This is a genomic window from Xenorhabdus sp. KJ12.1, assembly GCF_963876495.1.
Taxonomy (GTDB): Bacteria; Pseudomonadota; Gammaproteobacteria; order Enterobacterales; family Enterobacteriaceae; genus Xenorhabdus; species Xenorhabdus stockiae.
This window is the reverse complement of sequence record NZ_CAWNQH010000127.1, coordinates 97871-115118: the sequence shown is the minus strand read 5'-3', so window position 1 is coordinate 115118 and position 17248 is coordinate 97871. Positions and strand designations below refer to the sequence as shown.

Genomic DNA, 17248 nt, shown 5'->3' with positions numbered 1-17248 from the left:
AGGAGAGAATCTTGCCAAATTCAACTAATGAAAGCCAACATGTTTCTGAACAAAGTGCATTACCCGGTAGAGAATTACCATTAACTGTATCACCCTATCATTACGTTACACAGCATGCGATAGATAACATCCCTGAAAATATGGAAATTGCTTATGTCGGAATGGGGTGTTTCTGGGGTGTCGAGCGCCTGTTCTGGCAACAAGAAGGGGTTTATACCACTTCAGCCGGCTACAGTGGCGGCATCACGCCAAATCCGACCTATGAAGAGGTTTGTTCCGGATTAACCGGGCATGCTGAAGTTGTCAGAATTGTGTTTGACCCGACAAAAATTACCTATAGCCAATTATTAAAACTGTTCTGGGAAAATCACGATCCGGCACAAGGGATGCGTCAGCATGGTGATATTGGTACACAATATCGTTCAGCTCTTTATACCGTTTCTCCTGAACAATATGCGCAGGCAGTCGCTAGTCTCGAACAATATCAGCTGGCGATGGATGAGAATGGCGATCAGCGCACGATCACCACAGAGATCCGGGCAGCCGGACCATTCTATTTTGCGGAAGATTATCACCAGCAATACCTGATGAAAAACCCTGAAGGGTACTGTGGGCTGGGGGGAACGGGGATCTGTTTCCCGCCTACGTCCAGAAACTAGCCAGTTTAGTCAACACAATGTTATAATTATTTGACTAAATTCATTTAACTTACGGCATATTACCTTTGCCGTAAGTTTTTATTTGTGTAATTTTTCACTCCTTTCTTCAGTGTTATTCAAATAAAAAACTACCCTGCCACTGAAGATAAGACTTGGATACTTTATGTTAAACAGTTTATTAATCATACTTTTGCTTTGTGCTATCAGCGCATTTTTTTCGTTATCTGAAATTTCTCTGGCCGCTTCAAGAAGAATAAAACTAAAACTGATGGTGAATGAGGGAAATATTAATGCAGCCCGCGTTCTTAAGTTACAGGAAACTCCGGGCCGGTTTTTTACTGTAGTACAAATTGGTCTGAATGCAGTAGCAATCCTCGCTGGTGTTGTTGGAGAATCGGCATTTTCGCCTGCCATTAAGTCACTACTGACCCGTTTCATGCCCCATGACTGGGCAGAGCAACTCGGCTTTATCTGCTCTTTTATTATCGTAACCAGCCTTTTCATTCTACTTGCTGATCTAACACCCAAACGTCTTGGGATGATTAAGCCTGAAGCCGTTGCTATCCGGATTGTTAACCCAATGCGTTTTTGTCTGGCAATATCCCGGCCTTTAGTCTGGCTGTTCAACGGGCTTGCCGACTGCATATTCAAGATTTTTAAAATCCCGATGGCCCGTAATGAAGATATTACCTCTGATGATATTTATGCTGTCGTTGAGGCTGGAGCTGTCGCTGGTGTATTACGTAAGCAAGAGCATGAGTTAATTGAAAATGTTTTCGAGCTGGAATCCCGTACAGTTCCGTCTGCCATGACCTCCCGCGAAAGTGTGGTTTATTTTGATAAGAATGAAGACGAAAACAGTATCAAAGAAAAGATCTCTACTCATCCACACTCGAAATTCCTTGTTTGCGACGGCGATATTGATCACGTCATGGGCTATGTAGATTCCAAAGATTTACTGAACCGTGTCCTGAGTGGGCAAAGTCTCAACCTGAAAAATGGTGTTCAAATCCGCAATGCACTGATGATCCCTGATACTCTTTCGCTATCTGACACACTGGAAAGTTTCAAGGCTGCCGGAGATGACTTTGCCATCATTCTGAATGAATACGCACTGGTAATGGGTGTGATAACGCTGAATGATGTTATGACAACTTTAATGGGGGATTTAATCGGTCAGGGGCAGGAAGAACAGATTGTTGTCCGTGATGAAAATTCCTGGTTAGTCGAAGGCGGCACGCCTATAGAAGATGTGTTACGAGTTCTGGATATTGAAGACTTCCCGGATTCCAGCAATTATGAAACTATCGCTGGTTTTATGATGTTCCGCCTGCGTAAAATTCCGAAGCGTACTGATTATGTGAAGTTCAGCGGATATAAATTCGAAGTGGTAGACATTGATAATTATAAAATCGACCAATTATTGGTAACCAAAATTGTTGATACCCCAACGCCTTCCAGCAACCCCACAGAACAGGCAATATCTGAATAACTCGCAATAATAAAAAACGGCCGAAAGGCCGTTAATTCAATTCCCAAAACTATTTTATTTTGGAACTACCCCATTTCGGCCTGTAGAAGCAATACCTGTTGGTTAACTTCACTCATGACATTGAAATGGCGTTTATCTTTTATTTTGGGAGGTAGAATTTTCCCATAATTAAATTCAAAGGCACCCATGTCTTTGATGTATAACCGTCCACGGAATAGGGTTTTTACGTAGAGAGCAATTTTTAGTGGATTATAGCGCTGAAAGATTTTCATCTCTTTTTTACTCCTCCATGCTTCTTACGATACTATTTTTCTGTACTGCGCAATTAGTGAATCAAAAGGTACATCACGGCTGTGTACGTTCTATAGACTCTGCATCTGGAAATTCGTTCCCGAATACTGAAGATTCAACCGCTGTTTAGGCGTAACATAATGAAAAAATAGAGCATTATGTTATCCTTGTTGAAGGTTTACTTATATTTTATTTTAAATGTTACCAAATTGTTTTATTTTATGAGAGCAGACCAGTTAACAGTCGCTATGCTGGGTATGATACTCCCTGATAACATGTCACATCATGCTAAGTAAGGAATAAATATGCTAAGAAACATAGTGTTAGCTTTAATATTGAGCTTAACTTCAATTACTGCATTTGCTCATAACATTACTGTCGGCCAACCTGTGCCTGCCGTAATTATAGCAGACAAAGGTGAACTCCTTCTCAACAACGGTAAGTTTAGCTATCAGCAATGGAGCAGTGCAGAACTGCCGGGGAAAGTCAGAACTATCCAGCATATTGCCGGACGCAGCTCTGCCAAAGAAATGAATGACCCTCTTATTCAGGCCCTAAAAGCCGCTGATCTTCCGAAAGATAAATATCAGACAACCAGCGTTGTAAACACTGATGATGCTATCTTCGGCACCAGTGCTTTCGTCCGTAGCAGCCTTGAAGACAGTAAGAAAGAGTTCCCGTGGTCACAATTTATTGTCGATAGTGATGGTGTTGCCAAACAAGCGTGGGGTCTGGAACCCAAAAGTTCAGCAATTATTGTGCTGGATAAAAACGGTATCGTACAGTTTGTCAAAGATGGTAAGTTGAACAATGAAGATATCAAGCATGTCCTTGCCTTGATCAAAGAAGAACTGAAAAATTAATCGGTTATATTAAAAATACCCGATGATATTGGCTGGTGATAATGGTTTCTTCAGGAACCATTATCACTTTACCCCATTAAAAAATCGTCACCCTAAATCCCGGGTTTAAAAACGATTCACGCGGCGTATAGTCCAGCGTTTTACCTGCCCAGTCAGTAACATGCCCGCCTGCAGCAAGTGCAACAGCATGGCCTGCGGCAGTATCCCAGATATTTGTCGGCCCAAAGCGAGGATAAAGCTGGGCTTTCCCTTCTGCTACCATACAAAATTTAAGTGATGATCCGACTGACAGTGTTTGGTGAGCCCCTAACTGAGTAAGATAATCCCTCAGCTCATCATCCATATGAGAACGACTAACCACGACAGTGGGTGGTGTTGCAGAGACAACTTTGATAGGGAATTTCTGCCCGTTAGTTTCCTTCCACGCATGCCGCTCATGCCCTGAATAAAGGACGTCACGTACCGGGACATACACAACCCCCATGACAGGAATACCCTCTTCAATCAGTGCGATATTGACCGTAAATTCACCATTCCGATTAATGAATTCTTTCGTGCCATCCAATGGGTCAACCAGCCAGTAACGACGCCAGTTTTTCCTCTCATCCCACGTTGGAGGATCTTCCTCTGATATCAATGGAATATCAGGCGAAATACGTGTCAGCCCTGCTTTGATGATCTTATGAGCGGCAATATCCGCAGCAGTAACGGGTGAATCATCGGTTTTATGCTTTATTTGCATCGGTTGCTCATCATGATAAACGGACATGATGGCTGCGCCTGCTTCCCGTGCAAGTTGGCAGATCTGTTGTAACATATACACCTCTGCATTTTCTAAAATAAAATAGCCGGTTATCCAGCTATTTTATTGTTCAGAATTACAGGATCTCAAGTAGTTCTACTTCAAAGATCAGAGTGCTGTAAGGAGGAATAGAAGCACCTGCACCGCGCTCACCGTAAGCCAGGTTGTGAGGAATATAGAGTTCCCATTTGGAGCCAACAGGCATCAGCGTCAGAGCTTCAATCCAGCCAGGGATAACGCCGCTGACAGGAAATTCTGCTGGCGTTCCACGCTGTACAGAACTGTCAAATACAGTGCCATCGATCAGACGACCGGTGTAGTGAACACGAACACGGTCACTGCGAGCCGGGATTGCGCCATCACCCTGAGTCAGAACAGAGAACTGCAAACCAGACTCAGTGCTGCTCACACCTTCACGCTGTACGTTTTCTGCCAGGAACTTTTTGCCTTCTTCTGCCATCGCCTGCTGACGCTCACGACGAACACCGTCGGCACGCTCATGTACTTCACGCAGAGCACGATGCAGTTCTTCTACAGGAAGCGCCGGAGCACGGCTTTCCAGTGCATCACACAGACCTGCCAGTAAAGCCTCTGGCTCCAGCCCTTGCAAACCGGATTCCTGCAATTGTTGTCCAACCTGCAAACCAATACCGTAGCTTGCACGTGCTTCAATAGATTCAAAAGAAGGTTTTGTCATGAAATTACCTTTATTGGATAAATAAAGGCCCAAGCATAACAGCCCTGTCTGGATGGGTAAACGCACTAAGGAATTAAAAACAGGGAGTTTTACTTTTGTAAAACATTATCTATTGCTATATTAGAGCATAAATTAAGCAGGAGGAGACACAATTATGGCTGCTGTCGTTATTCGTCAATCTGGAGGAGCTAACATTGTTAGTATTCCAAAAGCTATTGTGAAAACACTGAATCTGCATACTGGCTCAAAGTTAGAACTGTCTATTCAGGATAACAGAATTGTACTCACACCAATTGAAGAAGAGTTAACTCTGGAATCACTATTAGCAGGAAGTCCCAAAGAATGTTTTACAATAACAGAAGAAGATAAAGAATGGCTTAACTCCAAGCCTGTTGGTAAGGAAATACTCTGATGTATGTACCAGAAAAAGGAGACATTGTTTCATTAGATGTTGATCCAAGTGCAGGTAAAGAAATCATGAAACGTCGCCCTGCATTTGTACTCTCTCGCAAAATGTTCAACGAGCATACAGGATTTGCTATTGTAGCCCCGATTACCAGTATGAAAAGAGGGATGAATATGGAAGTGATCTTACCCAGGGATCTATCTACTCAAGGAGCAATTCTTATTCATCAGATAAAATCCTTAGACTTTGCCGATCGCCAGATCGAATTTATTGAGAGAGCACCTCAAGATATCATCGAAAAAGTGAGTGAAATAGCTAAGGTGATCATTTCATAAGAAAACAAAAAACGCTGGCATTGCCAGCGTTTTTTGTTCACATGTTCTTATAGCTAATCAGAGATTAAGCTTCTGGAACAATGCTAACGTTCAACTGTGCGAATACATCGCTGTGTACCTGGAAGTGAACTTCGTGCTCACCAACAGTACGCAGAACGCCGTTAGGCAGGCGAACTTCGCTCTTAGATACAGCAACACCAGCAGCAGTAACTGCATCAGCGATGTCACGAGTACCGATAGAACCGAACAGTTTACCTTCGTCACCCGCTTTAGAAGCGATAGTCACAGTGCCCAGTGCTTTGATTTGCTCTGCACGAGCTTGTGCTGCTGCCAGAACGTCAGCCAGTTTAGCTTCCAGTTCAGCACGGCGAGCTTCGAAAAATTCGATGTTTTTCTTAGTTGCAGGAACAGCTTTGCCCTGAGGAACTAAGAAGTTACGGGCATAACCCGCTTTAACGTTAACTTGATCACCCAGGCTACCCAGGTTCGCTACTTTATCAAGCAGAATAACTTGCATTACCTTATCCTCTCAAAGTCGTGAATGGACTGTGCCTATTACTGATGACGATCAGTATAAGGCAACAAAGACAGGTAGCGTGCACGCTTGATAGCACGAGCGAGCTGACGCTGATATTTTGCACGAGTGCCGGTGATGCGGCTAGGTACAATTTTACCACTTTCAGTGATGTAGTTTTTCAGCGTAGCAATGTCTTTATAATCAATCTCTTGTACGCCTTCCGCTGTGAAACGGCAGAACTTGCGACGACGGAAATAACGTGCCATTTGGCTAGTCTCCAGAATCTATCAATTCAATCTGCTCGGCATGAAGAACCAGTTTGCTTAGACCATTGCGCCCATGATGGGAGTTAATGAATCCTGAAACGGTTATTCGACTACCGACCGTTATACTGTGAGTATATTCTTGTAACAATTGTCCGCTGGCAATAACGGGCATTCTGCACCATGACTGCCTGCTGAATCCGGCTTCCTGCTGCTGTGAACGATGTTCGAGCACAAACTGACAATGTGGAATACCGGATGGACTGACTTTTCGTATCGGTGTCTTGCACACTGTGCCAGAAAGCACCAAACGATTAGCTGTCACAGAGATTACTCTTCAGAATCCCCAGCTTCATCAACATCATCAACCAGGCCTTCTTCCAGGACCAGGTCACGGCTGCGACGTTCGTCTTTAGCCTTAACCATTGGTGATGGTTCAGTTACTGCGTGCTTAGTACGCATAACCATGCTGCGGATAACGGCATCGTTGAAGCGGAAGTTAGTTTCCAGCTCATCAATCGCTTCTTGTGGAGCTTCAACGTTCAACAGAACGTAGTGAGCTTTGTGCAGTTTGTTGATTGGATAAGCCAGTTGACGGCGGCCCCAGTCTTCCAGACGATGAATCTGACCTTGTGCGTTAGTGATAGTTGCACTGTAACGCTCGATCATGCCCGGAACCTGTTCGCTCTGGTCAGGATGGACCATAAAAACGATTTCGTAATGACGCATTATCATTGCTCCTTACGGATTATTCAGCCTCCTGTCAGGGTCAGCCGTGGCCCATGGAGGCAAGGAACGTGTTAAGTACGGCTGAAAAATCGACGCGTCACTATACCTGCGTAGTAGAAAAAACTCAAGTAATACCCGTCGTCTTTCAGGCTGCCTCTTTGTTGGCTGCGCTCACTCACCCCGGTCACATAGTTATCTATGCTTCCGGGGATTCACTCCCTTGCTGCCGCGACGCATCTCGAAATCCATAGAGTATATTTTTAAGCACTTCTCTGACGCATGATTTCAAACAGGCAAACGCCCGTTGCAACTGAGACATTCAGAGAAGAAACAGAACCTGCCATCGGAATACTGACCAGCTCATCACAATGATCACGAGTCAGACGGCGCATGCCTTCACCTTCAGCACCCATGACCAGTGCCATCGGGCCGGTCAGCTTGCTTTGATACAGGGAATGAGTAGCTTCTCCCGCTGTACCCACAATCCAGACGTTGTGTTCCTGCAATAAACGCAAAGTACGGGCGAGGTTAGTAACGCGGATCAGAGGTACGCTTTCTGCGGCACCACAGGCAACTTTTTTCGCGGTTGCATTCAGCTGTGCCGAACGGTCACGGGGAACGATAACGGCATGAACTCCTGCGGCATCCGCAGTACGCAGGCAGGCTCCCAGATTATGTGGGTCAGTCACACCATCCAGCACCAGCAGGAAAGGTCGCTCACACTGAGCCAGTAAATCAGGCAGGTCATTCTCCTGATATTGGCGTCCGGGTTTAACTCTCGCGATGATACCCTGATGTACCGCATTTTCTGTCTGTGTGTCCAGCCATTGGCGGTTAGCCAGTTGAACAGAAATCCCGATACTTTCCAGTTCCTGCAACAGCGGGGTCAAACGGCGATCTTCGCGCCCTTTCAGGACATAAACTTCCATGAAGCGCTGTGGATCACGCTCCAATAAGGCTTTAACGGCATGAATACCGTAGATAATTTCACTCATGACTGGATGATACCTAAAAAATGGAGGGCGGCGAAAACCGCCCTATTGTCTCTATTTTTCGCTAGTTAACTATCAGCTGTTTTCCGCGTTTTTTTCGCGCGTTTAGCTTTCAGCTTTGCTGTGATCTTTTTAGTTTTGTCTGAAATTTTCTTCTTTTTAGCTGCTTTTCCTGACAGACTGTCTGACGCTTTATCTGATTTATTACCTGAACTGGCTTTTTCCGTTTTTTTCTTCTTACGGAAATGGCTATCTGGCTCAAAATTATCTGATTTTTTATAATCACGGCCTTTTTTGCCACCTTTACGCTCAAATGCGCCTTTTTTCGCTTTATCCCGTGCTGTTTTGCCTTTATTACGGGCTTTGCGGGTCGTAGAAAGCAGAGCAAAGTCAATCTTACGTTCATCCATGTGAACCGCTTCTACACGGATTTCTACTTCATCGCCAAGCCGATAAGTCTGCCCGGAAGATTCACCGATAAGACGCTGACCAACATTGTCATGACGATAATAGTCATTATCCAGTGTGGAAACATGTACCAAACCATCAATGAACAGGTCATGCAACCTGACAAAGAAACCGAAGCCCGTCACACTGGTAATCAGGCCGGTGAAAACTTTACCCACCTGATCCTGCATGAAATCACATTTCAGCCAGTCAGCCACATCTCGTGTCGCTTCATCAGCACGGCGCTCAGTCATTGAGCAGTGATCACCCAATTGCAGCATCTGCGCCATATCGTTGTGCCAGCCACCGGTTGGTGTCCAGTGCTGTTCCGCAGTACCGTTTTCCTGTGCCAGCAGATACTTAATTGCCCGGTGTAAAACTAAATCAGGATAGCGACGGATCGGCGATGTAAAATGTGCATAAGCGCGCAGGGCCAGACCGAAGTGACCGCGATTTTCCGGATCATAAATGGCCTGTTTCATAGAACGCAATAACATCGTTTGCAACAGTTCATGGTCGGGACGTTCAGAGACAAGTTTCATCAGTTCAGCGAAATCTTTCGGCTCTGGCGTCATACCACCCGGCAGTTCCAATCCCAGTTCATTAAAGACTGAACGCAAATTCAGAATACTTTCTTCTCGTGGTCGATCATGAATACGATACAGAGCAGGTTCACGATGTTTTTCGACAAAACGCGCAGCCGCAATATTTGCCAGAATCATGCACTCTTCGATCAACTTATGAGCATCGTTACGCACAACCGGCTCAATACGCTCAATACGCCTTTCTGCATTGAAGATAAATTTCGCTTCTTCAGATTCAAACGAAATGGCTCCCCGCTCATCACGGGATACATCCAACGCCTGATAAAGTTCATGCAGATGCTCAATATGCTTCACCAGCGGCTTATAATGTTCCCGCAGTTCCTGATCGCCCTGTAGGATTTTCCCTACTTTGGTATAAGTCAAACGGGCGTGAGAATTCATCACCGCTTCGTAAAATTTGTATGAAGACAACCTTCCCTGAGCGGAAATCGTCATTTCACACACCATACACAAGCGATCAACCTCTGGATTTAGCGAACATAATCCGTTTGATAACACTTCCGGCAGCATCGGTACAACCTGCGACGGGAAATAAACGGAGTTACCACGGCTACATGCTTCGGCATCCAGAGGCGTTTGTGGGCGAACATAGTAACTGACATCCGCAATGGCAACCCATAAGCGCCAACCGCCACCGCGTTTTCTTTCACAATATACTGCGTCATCGAAATCACGGGCATCTTCACCATCGATAGTGACTAACGGCAGTGCTCGTAAATCAACCCGACCTTCTTTCGCTGATTCTGGGACATTTTCATCCAGACCAGCTAACTGTTTCTCCACCGTTGGTGGCCAGTTATAAGGGATTTCATGGGTGCGAAGGGCGATATCCACCGCCATGCTCGTTCCCATTGTTTCACCGAGCACTTCAACTATTTTGCCGATGGCTTTAGTACGGCGGGTTGGGCGATTTGTCAGTTCCACAACAACGACATTCCCCATCCTTGCTCCGCAAATTTCTTCTTTCGGGATCAGGATATCGAAACACAAACGACTATCATCAGGAACCACAAAACCCATGCCGGCATCGATAAAATACCGCCCGACAATCTGGCTGGTCTTTGGCTCCAATACCCGGACGATACGTACTTCAATACGGCCTTTACGATCCGGACGTAAAGGTTGAGCCAAAACAACATCACCGTGGATTGCCATCTTCATCTGTTCTGCTGACAGATAAAAATCCTCTTTGTGGCCTTCCACCCGTAAGAATCCATAACCATCACGATGCCCAATGACAGTTCCTTTTAATAAATCCAATCTTTCCGGCAACGCATAACACTGACGACGAGTGAAAACTAACTGTCCATCACGTTCCATTGCGCGCAAACGGCGACGCAATGCTTCCTGCGCATCTGCGCTGGTTAATTGAAGTTCTTGTGCTATTTCCTGACGACTTACCGGAGTGGTGTGTTTAGAAAGGATATCCAAGATATATTCCCGACTTGGGATAGGAGATTCGTATTTTGCAGCCTCTCGTTCCTGAAAAGGATCTTTTGACATCGCTATTCCTCTGTTGTCATCAGTAAGCTGTTTATCCCCGCGCTTTATTTCCTGCTTCATTTTGTCAGCAACAATTGATAAAGGGGACGATTGTCTTCAACCATATCGGCCAAAGTATATTGATTTAATTCTTCCAAAAAGTTTTCCACTGCCTGATTCAATACTGATTTTAGACGACAGGCTGGAGTAATATGGCAACTGTCGCAGTTAACTAATCCAAGTGGCTCCAGTAAACGTACCACATCACCAATTTTAATTTCACTGGCGGGTTTTCCCAGACTAATGCCGCCGTTTTTTCCTCTGACAGCATTCACTAATCCCAGATTACTCAGTTGATTAATGATTTTTACCATATGATTACGTGATACACCGTAAACTTCTGTTACTTCAGTAATATTTGTCATCTGGCCTTCAGGTAAAGAAGCCATATAAATCAGGGCACGCAAGCCGTAATCGGTAAAACTGGTTAACTGCACACTTACCTCTGGGTGGCTGGATATAACGGGGATTATTGGAAACCAAACAAGTAAAGATTATTGGTTTATCATCATTAACTGGTCACATTATGTGGGTATTTTAAAAATTAAGCAAAGCAAGCTGTCACCAGAAAAATGATAGAGGTACGGCTGTCTGTGTCCCAAAAATGCAAAAACCGGGCATAAAGCCCGGTTATAGACACTTAGTGATTAAAAATGATCAGTTAAGCATCAAATGGATCGCGCAGGATCATAGTTTCAGAGCGATCAGGGCCTGTAGAAATAATATCAACAGGAACACCGGACAGTTCTTCTACACGCTTAATGTAGTTCAGAGCAGCTTCTGGCAACTGGCTGTGCTCTTTCACACCGAAAGTGCTTTCATCCCAGCCCGGCAGAGTTTCATATACTGCTTCCAGACCTTCCCAGTTCTCCGCTGCCAATGGTGTAGTGTCGATGACAGTACCATCAGCCTGACGATAACCTACGCAGATCTTAACTTCTTTCAGGCCATCCAGTACGTCCAGTTTGGTCATACAGAAGCCAGACAGGGAGTTGATTTGAATAGCACGGCGGATAGCAACGATATCCAGCCAGCCAGTACGACGGCTACGGCCTGTGGTAGCACCGAATTCCTGACCTTTCTGGCGCAGATATTCACCGGTTTCATCAAACAGTTCTGTTGGGAATGGACCTGCACCAACACGGGTAGAGTAAGCTTTGACAATACCCAGTACATAATCAACGTAACGCGGACCCAGACCTGAACCCGTTGCAACACCACCCGCGGTAGTATTAGAAGAGGTTACATAAGGATAAGTACCGTGGTCGATGTCCAGTAATGTACCCTGAGCACCTTCAAACATTACCAGCTCACCTTTCTGAGTTGCTTTGTAAAGCAGGTCAGAAACGTCAACTACCATGCCAGTCAGGATATCCGCAATCGCCAGAATATCATCCAGAGTTTTCTGGAAATCAACGGCAGGTTCGTTGTAATAATTAACCAGCTGGAAGTTATGATAATCGATGATTTCTTTCAGTTTAGCTGCGAAAGTTTCTTTATCGAACAAATCACCCACACGCAGACCACGGCGAGCCACTTTATCTTCGTATGCAGGACCGATACCACGACCGGTTGTACCGATTGCCTTCGCACCACGCGCTTTTTCACGAGCATTGTCCAATGCAACATGATAAGGCAGGATCAATGGACAAGCTTCAGAAATAAGCAAGCGCTCACGTACAGGAATCCCACGTGATTCAAGCTGTTTCATTTCTTTCATCAAAGCATCTGGTGCTAAAACGACCCCATTAGCGATAATGCTAATGACATTTTCACGCAGGATCCCAGATGGGATTAAGTGGAGAACGGTTTTTTCACCGTTAATGACTAATGTATGGCCCGCATTATGGCCCCCCTGATAACGGACAACATATTTAGCCCGCTCAGTCAGCAAGTCGACGATTTTACCCTTGCCCTCGTCACCCCATTGGGTGCCCAATACGACAACGTTCTTACCCATTTCAAAAGTTCACTCGGTTGCTTAAAAATGGATTCTACCATCTCATTTAGCACCTTTCAGTATTTTTTCTCACTTCTGTTATTTCGTTTCGTCATATTAATGGGCTGATAAGTAAGCATTGGTAATGACGGAATAACTCATAAGAGCTATAAAAGAAGCAATTTGAAAGACTGTGGGGATAAAAAATGACGTAAAAGCCACTGTAAGTTTTCTTACAGTGGCTCAGAGATGACGTTTATTCCTGCTAATTCAGGTAAATATCAGACCATTTATCTGTAATCAATTTACCTATCAGAAACTATCAGTCATTAGCACGACTATGAGTGCGCTGTTTAGATGGATCTTTCATGTAGCGGAAGAAGTCTGTATCAGGGCTGAGGACCATGATATTCCCTTCATTCCTGAAACTATTCTCGTACGCACGCAGGCTACGGATAAAGGCATAAAAATCAGGATCTTTATTGAAAGCATCGGCAAACAGTTTTGTTGCTTCCGCATCACCTTCCCCGCGTAAAATCAAAGCCTCACTATATGCAGCTGCTTTGACTTCAGTCGCTGATTTATCAGCCGCTGCGCGAACCTTCTCAGCTTCTTCCAGCCCCTGTGAACGGTGACGACGTGCTACCGCTTCACGCTCTGCACGCATACGCTGGTAGATTGCTCCTGAAACTTCATCCGGCAGGTTGATCTGCTTGATACGAACATCCACAACCTCAATCCCCAGTGCAGCCATACTGTTCGGATTGAATGCAGGCTGTGCACCTTTAGTTTCTTTCTTCACACGGGCAGCAGCAGAAGCGATTGCATCGTCTGCGGAAGAATCTTCATCACTCGTTCCCAGGTTCAGAGCATTACGTACATCCGTCGTCAGACGACCACGGGAGTCGGTCACGATACCACGAACATCCAGACGACCGATTTCAGAGCGCAGACGGTCACTGAATTTACGTTTTAACAGAACTTCAGCCTGAGAAATCGAACCATTACCGGTAGCCAGATAATAGCTGCTGAAATCTTTAATGCGCCATTTCAGATAGGAGTCAACAATCAAGTCTTTATTTTCACTGGTCAGGAAACGGTCTGCCTTAATATCCATTGTCTGGATACGGGCATCAAGTGTTTTGACAGTTTCAATAAATGGGATCTTGAAATGTGGGCCCGGCTGATAAACCACTGGCTTATTTTCAGCATCACGTACTACTTTGCCAAAACGCAGTACGATCCCACGCTGGCCTTCATATACGATAAATATTGATGAATAGAGCACAACCAATATGGCGGCAATAACAAAGACGAACGACTTACGCATGATTATGGTCTCCCCTGTCTTATCGTATCACCACGCAGGTTGTTTGAATCACCATAGCCAGAACTGCCATAACCTGATTGCTCGTGTGCTGGTGTAGAATGAGTCGTGCTGCGATGCTCCGGTGTTACTTTCACTTCCGGTGACTTATTAGCCTTTGCTGCTTCAGCCTGACTACGAAGAACCTGATCCAGTGGCAATACCAGCATGTTGTTGCTCTTTTCATTGGCAATCACTTTACGGGTATTACTCAGAACTCGTTCCATTGTCTCGATATAAAGACGCTCACGGGTAATTTCCGGCGCCGCTTTATATTCAGGCAGGATTTTGGCAAAACTTGCTACTTCACCCCGTGCATTCAATACCACACTGACCTTATAAGCCTTAGCTTCTTCGATAATACGCTGAGCATTACCCTTGGCAATTGGTAAGACAGAGTTCTTATAGGCTTCTGCTTCACGAATGGTTTTCTGTTCTTCTTCACGAGCTGCGATAACGTCATCAAATGCCGCTTTCACCTCTTCAGGCGGACGCGCAGTCTGGAAGTTAACATCCAGCAGGGTGATCCCCATGTGGTATGGACGAATAGTTTCTTCCAGTACCTTTTGGGTATCATTACGCACAATAGTACGATCCGCTGTCAGGATTTTTTCCATTGTGTATTTGCCGACAACCCCACGCACAGCACTGTCAGTCGCCTGACGAAGACTGTTATCAGGATTGGTGACATTGAAAAGATAGGCTTCAGGATCAGTAACACGATACTGAACGTTCATTTCAGCACGCACTACGTTTTCATCCGATGTCAGCATGACACCCGATGTTGCCAGTTCGCGAACAGATTCAACGTTAACAGCACGAACACGGTCGATAAATGTCATCTTCCAGTTCAGGCCGGGCTGTACGATATGGCTGAATTTACCCAAACGGGTAACAACGCCACGTTCTGTTTCCTTGATTGTATAGAAACCACTGACAACCCAAACAACAACTATAACAGCAATGGCGAGACCAATAAGACGTCCACCAAATTTAGGGTTCTGCCCAGAACCATTTCCACCTTTGTTTCCACCGAGGCCGCCGAGTTTTTGGCTCAGTTTACGGAACAGATCGTCGAGATCAGTTGCCCCACGGTTTCGACCACCTTTATTGTTGCCGCCGGAGTTGCCGCCATTATTCTTGCTGCTTCCCCACGGGTCGCGGTCCTGTCCGTTATTACCGGGCTGATTCCACGCCATGTTTTAGCTCCACTTTTTAGTTTTTCACTGGTTTTTCAGAGGTGACTGCTCTTCCACCCACACGGGTGAGGCTTCCCACTTCACAGGCCGCTGTTACTGATAGATACATCAGGCACAACCTCCATGGGCAAAAACGATAAACTTCACCGTTTCATAAGCAACCAATATTTTTGGGTGATACCTTTTGACAGTGCTGATGACAGTGCTGATTTCGTCACTGCAATTCTGGCACAATCATTTCATCACCGCCATTTCATCACCGTTACTCCATAACGCTAAGTACCCTGAAATGGCGGCCAAAATAATACCTTGTTTGTCGCCCTGCGCCAATCAATCAGACAACATAGTCTGGTAAATTTGGCTCCTGCTTACACAGACGACGCCAGTCTATCATCGGCATCCTGACTTCTAGCCCCAGCTGACCGCTTTCTTCCATCCATTCACGCTCAATGGCCTGAAGCTGGTAAAAACGGCTACGTAAACGCCCGGCTTCCGGAGGCAAATGCAATTCATAATGTGCAATCTCACCGGAAAGAAGTTCAGTCAGTGCCTGTAATAGCAGGGGTATACCCTCCCCGCTCTGGGCTGAAAGCCAGACTCGCACCGGACGATTTTCTTCATCACGGTCAATCCGGGGTTCAAAATCTTCCAGCATGTCGATTTTATTCATCACCAGCAAAGAAGGGATTTCATGTGCTTCAATCTCTTCCAGAACACTGTCCACTGCAAGAATGTTCTCATCCAGCCGGTTATCAGCCGCATCAACAACATGAAGCAATAACCTTGCCTGCCTTGTTTCCTGCAAAGTAGCCTTAAACGCTGCCACCAAGTCATGGGGTAAGTGACGAATGAAACCAACGGTATCAGCCAGAACAACCGGGCCGACATCATTCACAGCGATCCGACGCAATGTCGGGTCGAGAGTAGCAAAAAGCTGATCAGCAGCATATACCTCAGCCGAGGTTATTCTATTGAATAAACTTGATTTTCCGGCATTGGTGTAACCAACAAGGGAAACGTTGGGAATATCTGCTTTGTTGCGCGCCTGACGCCCCTGTTCACGCTGTCGTTCTACTTTCCCAAGACGCCCCAGAATCTGCTTAATTTTATCGCGCAACATACGGCGATCTGATTCCAGCTGGGTTTCTCCGGGTCCACGCAAACCAATCCCGCCTTTCTGGCGTTCAAGATGAGTCCAGCCTCGGACTAAGCGAGTAGATAAATGGCGTAATTGTGCAAGTTCTACCTGCAACTTACCTTCATGTGTTCTCGCCCGCTGGGCAAAAATATCCAGTATTACACCTGTACGATCAACAACACGACATTGGCACAAGCGTTCCAGATTACGTTCCTGAGCAGGAGAAAGTGCGTGATCAAACAGCACTACATCTGCACCGCTGTTTTTGACTGCTTCAGCAATTTCTTCTGCCTTGCCTTCCCCGACAAAATATTTCGGATGCGGAGCCTTACGGCTTCCTGTCACAATCTGCACAGGAGAAACACCTGCGGAAGTCACCAATGATTCAAATTCACTGAGATTTTCCGTGTCTTTTTCCTGTGAGAAAAAAACATGCACCAGAACGGCTAGTTCTCCGCCTTCGTAACGATCAAACAATGGTGCAACCCTCAGGCTGAATAAAATTCCATAGGAAAAACATAGGTAAAGTCTCCCTACCTATGTTTTTATTTATGTCAGGCATTATCACTGATTTATTCAGCGATATCATTTTCCTGTTGTGCTGCCGGACTGTTACCAGCCTGATAATTTCCCACGCTGGATGCCATATTAGCATTGCTACCATGGTGAGATACCGGACGGGAAGGCACAACAGTAGAGATGGCGTGTTTATAAACCATCTGGCTAACCGTGTTTTTCAGCAAAATGACAAACTGGTCAAAAGACTCAATTTGACCCTGCAATTTGATGCCGTTGACTAAATAAATAGAAACCGGGACCCTTTCACGACGTAATGCGTTCAGGAATGGATCTTGCAAAGATTGCCCCTTAGCCATTCTATATTTTCCTTATTTTGTTGTTTTTAACTAAGAACCCATTGGTTCGAAAAAGTAACTACTCAAAAATGACGCTTTGTACTGATAATTG

At 45.4% G+C, this 17248-nt stretch carries 21 protein-coding genes; 6 read left to right on the top strand and 15 right to left on the bottom strand.

All coding sequences use genetic code 11. The features are described from left to right. The first annotated feature begins 11 nt into the window (after positions 1 to 11). Complete coding sequence (msrA, locus tag AACS92_RS20485; protein WP_099109378.1) at positions 12 to 659, top strand: peptide-methionine (S)-S-oxide reductase MsrA; 648 nt, start codon at positions 12 to 14, stop codon at positions 657 to 659. A gap of 163 nt (positions 660 to 822) precedes the next feature. Next, on the top strand, positions 823 to 2151 hold the full coding sequence (locus AACS92_RS20480; RefSeq protein ID WP_099109377.1) for a hemolysin family protein: 1329 nt from the start codon (positions 823 to 825) through the stop codon (positions 2149 to 2151). Between the two features lie 65 nt (positions 2152 to 2216). On the opposite strand, the gene AACS92_RS20475 is transcribed toward AACS92_RS20480, so the two are convergent. Next, the gene (locus tag AACS92_RS20475; RefSeq protein ID WP_099109376.1) at positions 2217 to 2423 is read right to left on the bottom strand and encodes a DUF1107 domain-containing protein; all 207 of its coding nucleotides are present in this window, start codon (positions 2421 to 2423) and stop codon (positions 2217 to 2219) included. A gap of 324 nt (positions 2424 to 2747) precedes the next feature. Between AACS92_RS20475 and AACS92_RS20470 the strand changes: the two genes are divergently transcribed. Beyond that, the gene (locus AACS92_RS20470) at positions 2748 to 3305 is read left to right on the top strand and encodes a YtfJ family protein (RefSeq protein WP_099109375.1); all 558 of its coding nucleotides are present in this window, start codon (positions 2748 to 2750) and stop codon (positions 3303 to 3305) included. A gap of 76 nt (positions 3306 to 3381) precedes the next feature. On the opposite strand, the gene cysQ is transcribed toward AACS92_RS20470, so the two are convergent. Next, positions 3382 to 4122 carry a 3'(2'),5'-bisphosphate nucleotidase CysQ gene (gene cysQ, locus AACS92_RS20465; RefSeq protein WP_099109374.1) on the bottom strand — a complete coding sequence of 247 codons (741 nt, stop codon included), beginning with the start codon at positions 4120 to 4122 and terminating at the stop codon, positions 3382 to 3384. Between the two features lie 61 nt (positions 4123 to 4183). Continuing rightward, entirely contained in the window at positions 4184 to 4804 is a 621-nt protein-coding gene (locus tag AACS92_RS20460) for a peptidylprolyl isomerase (protein WP_099109373.1), read from the bottom strand. 154 nt (positions 4805 to 4958) lie between these two features. Here AACS92_RS20460 and AACS92_RS20455 point away from each other — a divergent pair, with 154 nt between their 5' ends. Beyond that, the gene (locus AACS92_RS20455; RefSeq protein ID WP_099109372.1) at positions 4959 to 5216 is read left to right on the top strand and encodes an AbrB/MazE/SpoVT family DNA-binding domain-containing protein; all 258 of its coding nucleotides are present in this window, start codon (positions 4959 to 4961) and stop codon (positions 5214 to 5216) included. After that, the gene (locus tag AACS92_RS20450; RefSeq protein ID WP_099109371.1) at positions 5216 to 5545 is read left to right on the top strand and encodes a type II toxin-antitoxin system PemK/MazF family toxin; all 330 of its coding nucleotides are present in this window, start codon (positions 5216 to 5218) and stop codon (positions 5543 to 5545) included. The genes AACS92_RS20455 and AACS92_RS20450 overlap by 1 nt, the downstream gene beginning before the upstream one ends. 64 nt (positions 5546 to 5609) lie before the next feature. On the opposite strand, the gene rplI is transcribed toward AACS92_RS20450, so the two are convergent. The 10 genes from rplI to hflK all read right to left on the bottom strand — a co-directional run bounded on the left by rplI (position 5610) and on the right by hflK (position 15144). Next, a complete protein-coding gene (gene rplI / locus AACS92_RS20445) occupies positions 5610 to 6062 on the bottom strand; it encodes a 50S ribosomal protein L9 (protein WP_099109370.1) in 453 nt (150 codons plus the stop codon). A gap of 38 nt (positions 6063 to 6100) precedes the next feature. Then, on the bottom strand, positions 6101 to 6328 hold the full coding sequence (gene rpsR / locus AACS92_RS20440) for a 30S ribosomal protein S18 (protein WP_000135199.1): 228 nt from the start codon (positions 6326 to 6328) through the stop codon (positions 6101 to 6103). 4 nt (positions 6329 to 6332) lie between these two features. Next, the gene (gene priB / locus AACS92_RS20435; RefSeq protein ID WP_099109369.1) at positions 6333 to 6650 is read right to left on the bottom strand and encodes a primosomal replication protein N; all 318 of its coding nucleotides are present in this window, start codon (positions 6648 to 6650) and stop codon (positions 6333 to 6335) included. A 5-nt stretch (positions 6651 to 6655) separates the two neighbouring features. After that, positions 6656 to 7054, bottom strand: coding sequence for a 30S ribosomal protein S6 (rpsF, locus tag AACS92_RS20430; protein ID WP_086955108.1), 399 nt, complete (start codon positions 7052 to 7054; stop codon positions 6656 to 6658). Between the two features lie 260 nt (positions 7055 to 7314). Then, positions 7315 to 8049, bottom strand: a complete 735-nt coding sequence (gene rlmB, locus AACS92_RS20425; protein WP_099109367.1) for a 23S rRNA (guanosine(2251)-2'-O)-methyltransferase RlmB — start codon at positions 8047 to 8049, stop codon at positions 7315 to 7317. A 65-nt stretch (positions 8050 to 8114) separates the two neighbouring features. Then, a complete protein-coding gene (gene rnr / locus AACS92_RS20420; protein ID WP_099109366.1) occupies positions 8115 to 10601 on the bottom strand; it encodes a ribonuclease R in 2487 nt (828 codons plus the stop codon). 56 nt (positions 10602 to 10657) lie between these two features. Continuing rightward, a complete protein-coding gene (gene nsrR / locus AACS92_RS20415) occupies positions 10658 to 11077 on the bottom strand; it encodes a nitric oxide-sensing transcriptional repressor NsrR (protein ID WP_099109365.1) in 420 nt (139 codons plus the stop codon). 224 nt (positions 11078 to 11301) lie between these two features. Continuing rightward, entirely contained in the window at positions 11302 to 12600 is a 1299-nt protein-coding gene (locus tag AACS92_RS20410) for an adenylosuccinate synthase (RefSeq protein ID WP_099109364.1), read from the bottom strand. Positions 12601 to 12901: 301 nt separating this feature from the next. Beyond that, on the bottom strand, positions 12902 to 13909 hold the full coding sequence (gene hflC, locus AACS92_RS20405; RefSeq protein WP_099109363.1) for a protease modulator HflC: 1008 nt from the start codon (positions 13907 to 13909) through the stop codon (positions 12902 to 12904). Positions 13910 to 13911: 2 nt separating this feature from the next. Continuing rightward, positions 13912 to 15144, bottom strand: coding sequence for an FtsH protease activity modulator HflK (gene hflK / locus AACS92_RS20400; RefSeq protein ID WP_099109362.1), 1233 nt, complete (start codon positions 15142 to 15144; stop codon positions 13912 to 13914). 123 nt (positions 15145 to 15267) lie between these two features. Here hflK and AACS92_RS20395 point away from each other — a divergent pair, with 123 nt between their 5' ends. After that, positions 15268 to 15417 carry a hypothetical protein gene (locus AACS92_RS20395; RefSeq protein ID WP_193756896.1) on the top strand — a complete coding sequence of 50 codons (150 nt, stop codon included), beginning with the start codon at positions 15268 to 15270 and terminating at the stop codon, positions 15415 to 15417. A gap of 61 nt (positions 15418 to 15478) precedes the next feature. Here the strand turns inward: AACS92_RS20395 and hflX are convergent, their stop codons facing one another. Both hflX and hfq read right to left on the bottom strand, forming a co-directional pair. Continuing rightward, on the bottom strand, positions 15479 to 16759 hold the full coding sequence (gene hflX, locus AACS92_RS20390) for a ribosome rescue GTPase HflX (RefSeq protein ID WP_099109361.1): 1281 nt from the start codon (positions 16757 to 16759) through the stop codon (positions 15479 to 15481). 95 nt (positions 16760 to 16854) lie between these two features. Further along, complete coding sequence (hfq, locus tag AACS92_RS20385) at positions 16855 to 17157, bottom strand: RNA chaperone Hfq (RefSeq protein ID WP_086955100.1); 303 nt, start codon at positions 17155 to 17157, stop codon at positions 16855 to 16857. Positions 17158 to 17248 lie beyond the last annotated feature (91 nt).

What these genes read in the sequence shown, in the direction of transcription:
- AACS92_RS20410 (WP_099109364.1), bottom strand. Translation starts at nt 12,600, where the DNA reads ATGGGTAAGAACGTTGTCGTATTGGGCACCCAATGGGGTGACGAGGGC.
- hflC (WP_099109363.1), bottom strand. Translation starts at nt 13,909, where the DNA reads ATGCGTAAGTCGTTCGTCTTTGTTATTGCCGCCATATTGGTTGTGCTC.
- AACS92_RS20475 (WP_099109376.1), bottom strand. Translation starts at nt 2,423, where the DNA reads ATGAAAATCTTTCAGCGCTATAATCCACTAAAAATTGCTCTCTACGTA.
- rpsR (WP_000135199.1), bottom strand. Translation starts at nt 6,328, where the DNA reads ATGGCACGTTATTTCCGTCGTCGCAAGTTCTGCCGTTTCACAGCGGAA.
- rpsF (WP_086955108.1), bottom strand. Translation starts at nt 7,054, where the DNA reads ATGCGTCATTACGAAATCGTTTTTATGGTCCATCCTGACCAGAGCGAA.
- AACS92_RS20470 (WP_099109375.1), top strand. Translation starts at nt 2,748, where the DNA reads ATGCTAAGAAACATAGTGTTAGCTTTAATATTGAGCTTAACTTCAATT.
- AACS92_RS20480 (WP_099109377.1), top strand. Translation starts at nt 823, where the DNA reads ATGTTAAACAGTTTATTAATCATACTTTTGCTTTGTGCTATCAGCGCA.
- rnr (WP_099109366.1), bottom strand. Translation starts at nt 10,601, where the DNA reads ATGTCAAAAGATCCTTTTCAGGAACGAGAGGCTGCAAAATACGAATCT.
- cysQ (WP_099109374.1), bottom strand. Translation starts at nt 4,122, where the DNA reads ATGTTACAACAGATCTGCCAACTTGCACGGGAAGCAGGCGCAGCCATC.
- AACS92_RS20395 (WP_193756896.1), top strand. Translation starts at nt 15,268, where the DNA reads ATGGGCAAAAACGATAAACTTCACCGTTTCATAAGCAACCAATATTTT.
- hflK (WP_099109362.1), bottom strand. Translation starts at nt 15,144, where the DNA reads ATGGCGTGGAATCAGCCCGGTAATAACGGACAGGACCGCGACCCGTGG.
- rlmB (WP_099109367.1), bottom strand. Translation starts at nt 8,049, where the DNA reads ATGAGTGAAATTATCTACGGTATTCATGCCGTTAAAGCCTTATTGGAG.
- AACS92_RS20455 (WP_099109372.1), top strand. Translation starts at nt 4,959, where the DNA reads ATGGCTGCTGTCGTTATTCGTCAATCTGGAGGAGCTAACATTGTTAGT.
- AACS92_RS20450 (WP_099109371.1), top strand. Translation starts at nt 5,216, where the DNA reads ATGTATGTACCAGAAAAAGGAGACATTGTTTCATTAGATGTTGATCCA.
- AACS92_RS20460 (WP_099109373.1), bottom strand. Translation starts at nt 4,804, where the DNA reads ATGACAAAACCTTCTTTTGAATCTATTGAAGCACGTGCAAGCTACGGT.
- rplI (WP_099109370.1), bottom strand. Translation starts at nt 6,062, where the DNA reads ATGCAAGTTATTCTGCTTGATAAAGTAGCGAACCTGGGTAGCCTGGGT.
- hfq (WP_086955100.1), bottom strand. Translation starts at nt 17,157, where the DNA reads ATGGCTAAGGGGCAATCTTTGCAAGATCCATTCCTGAACGCATTACGT.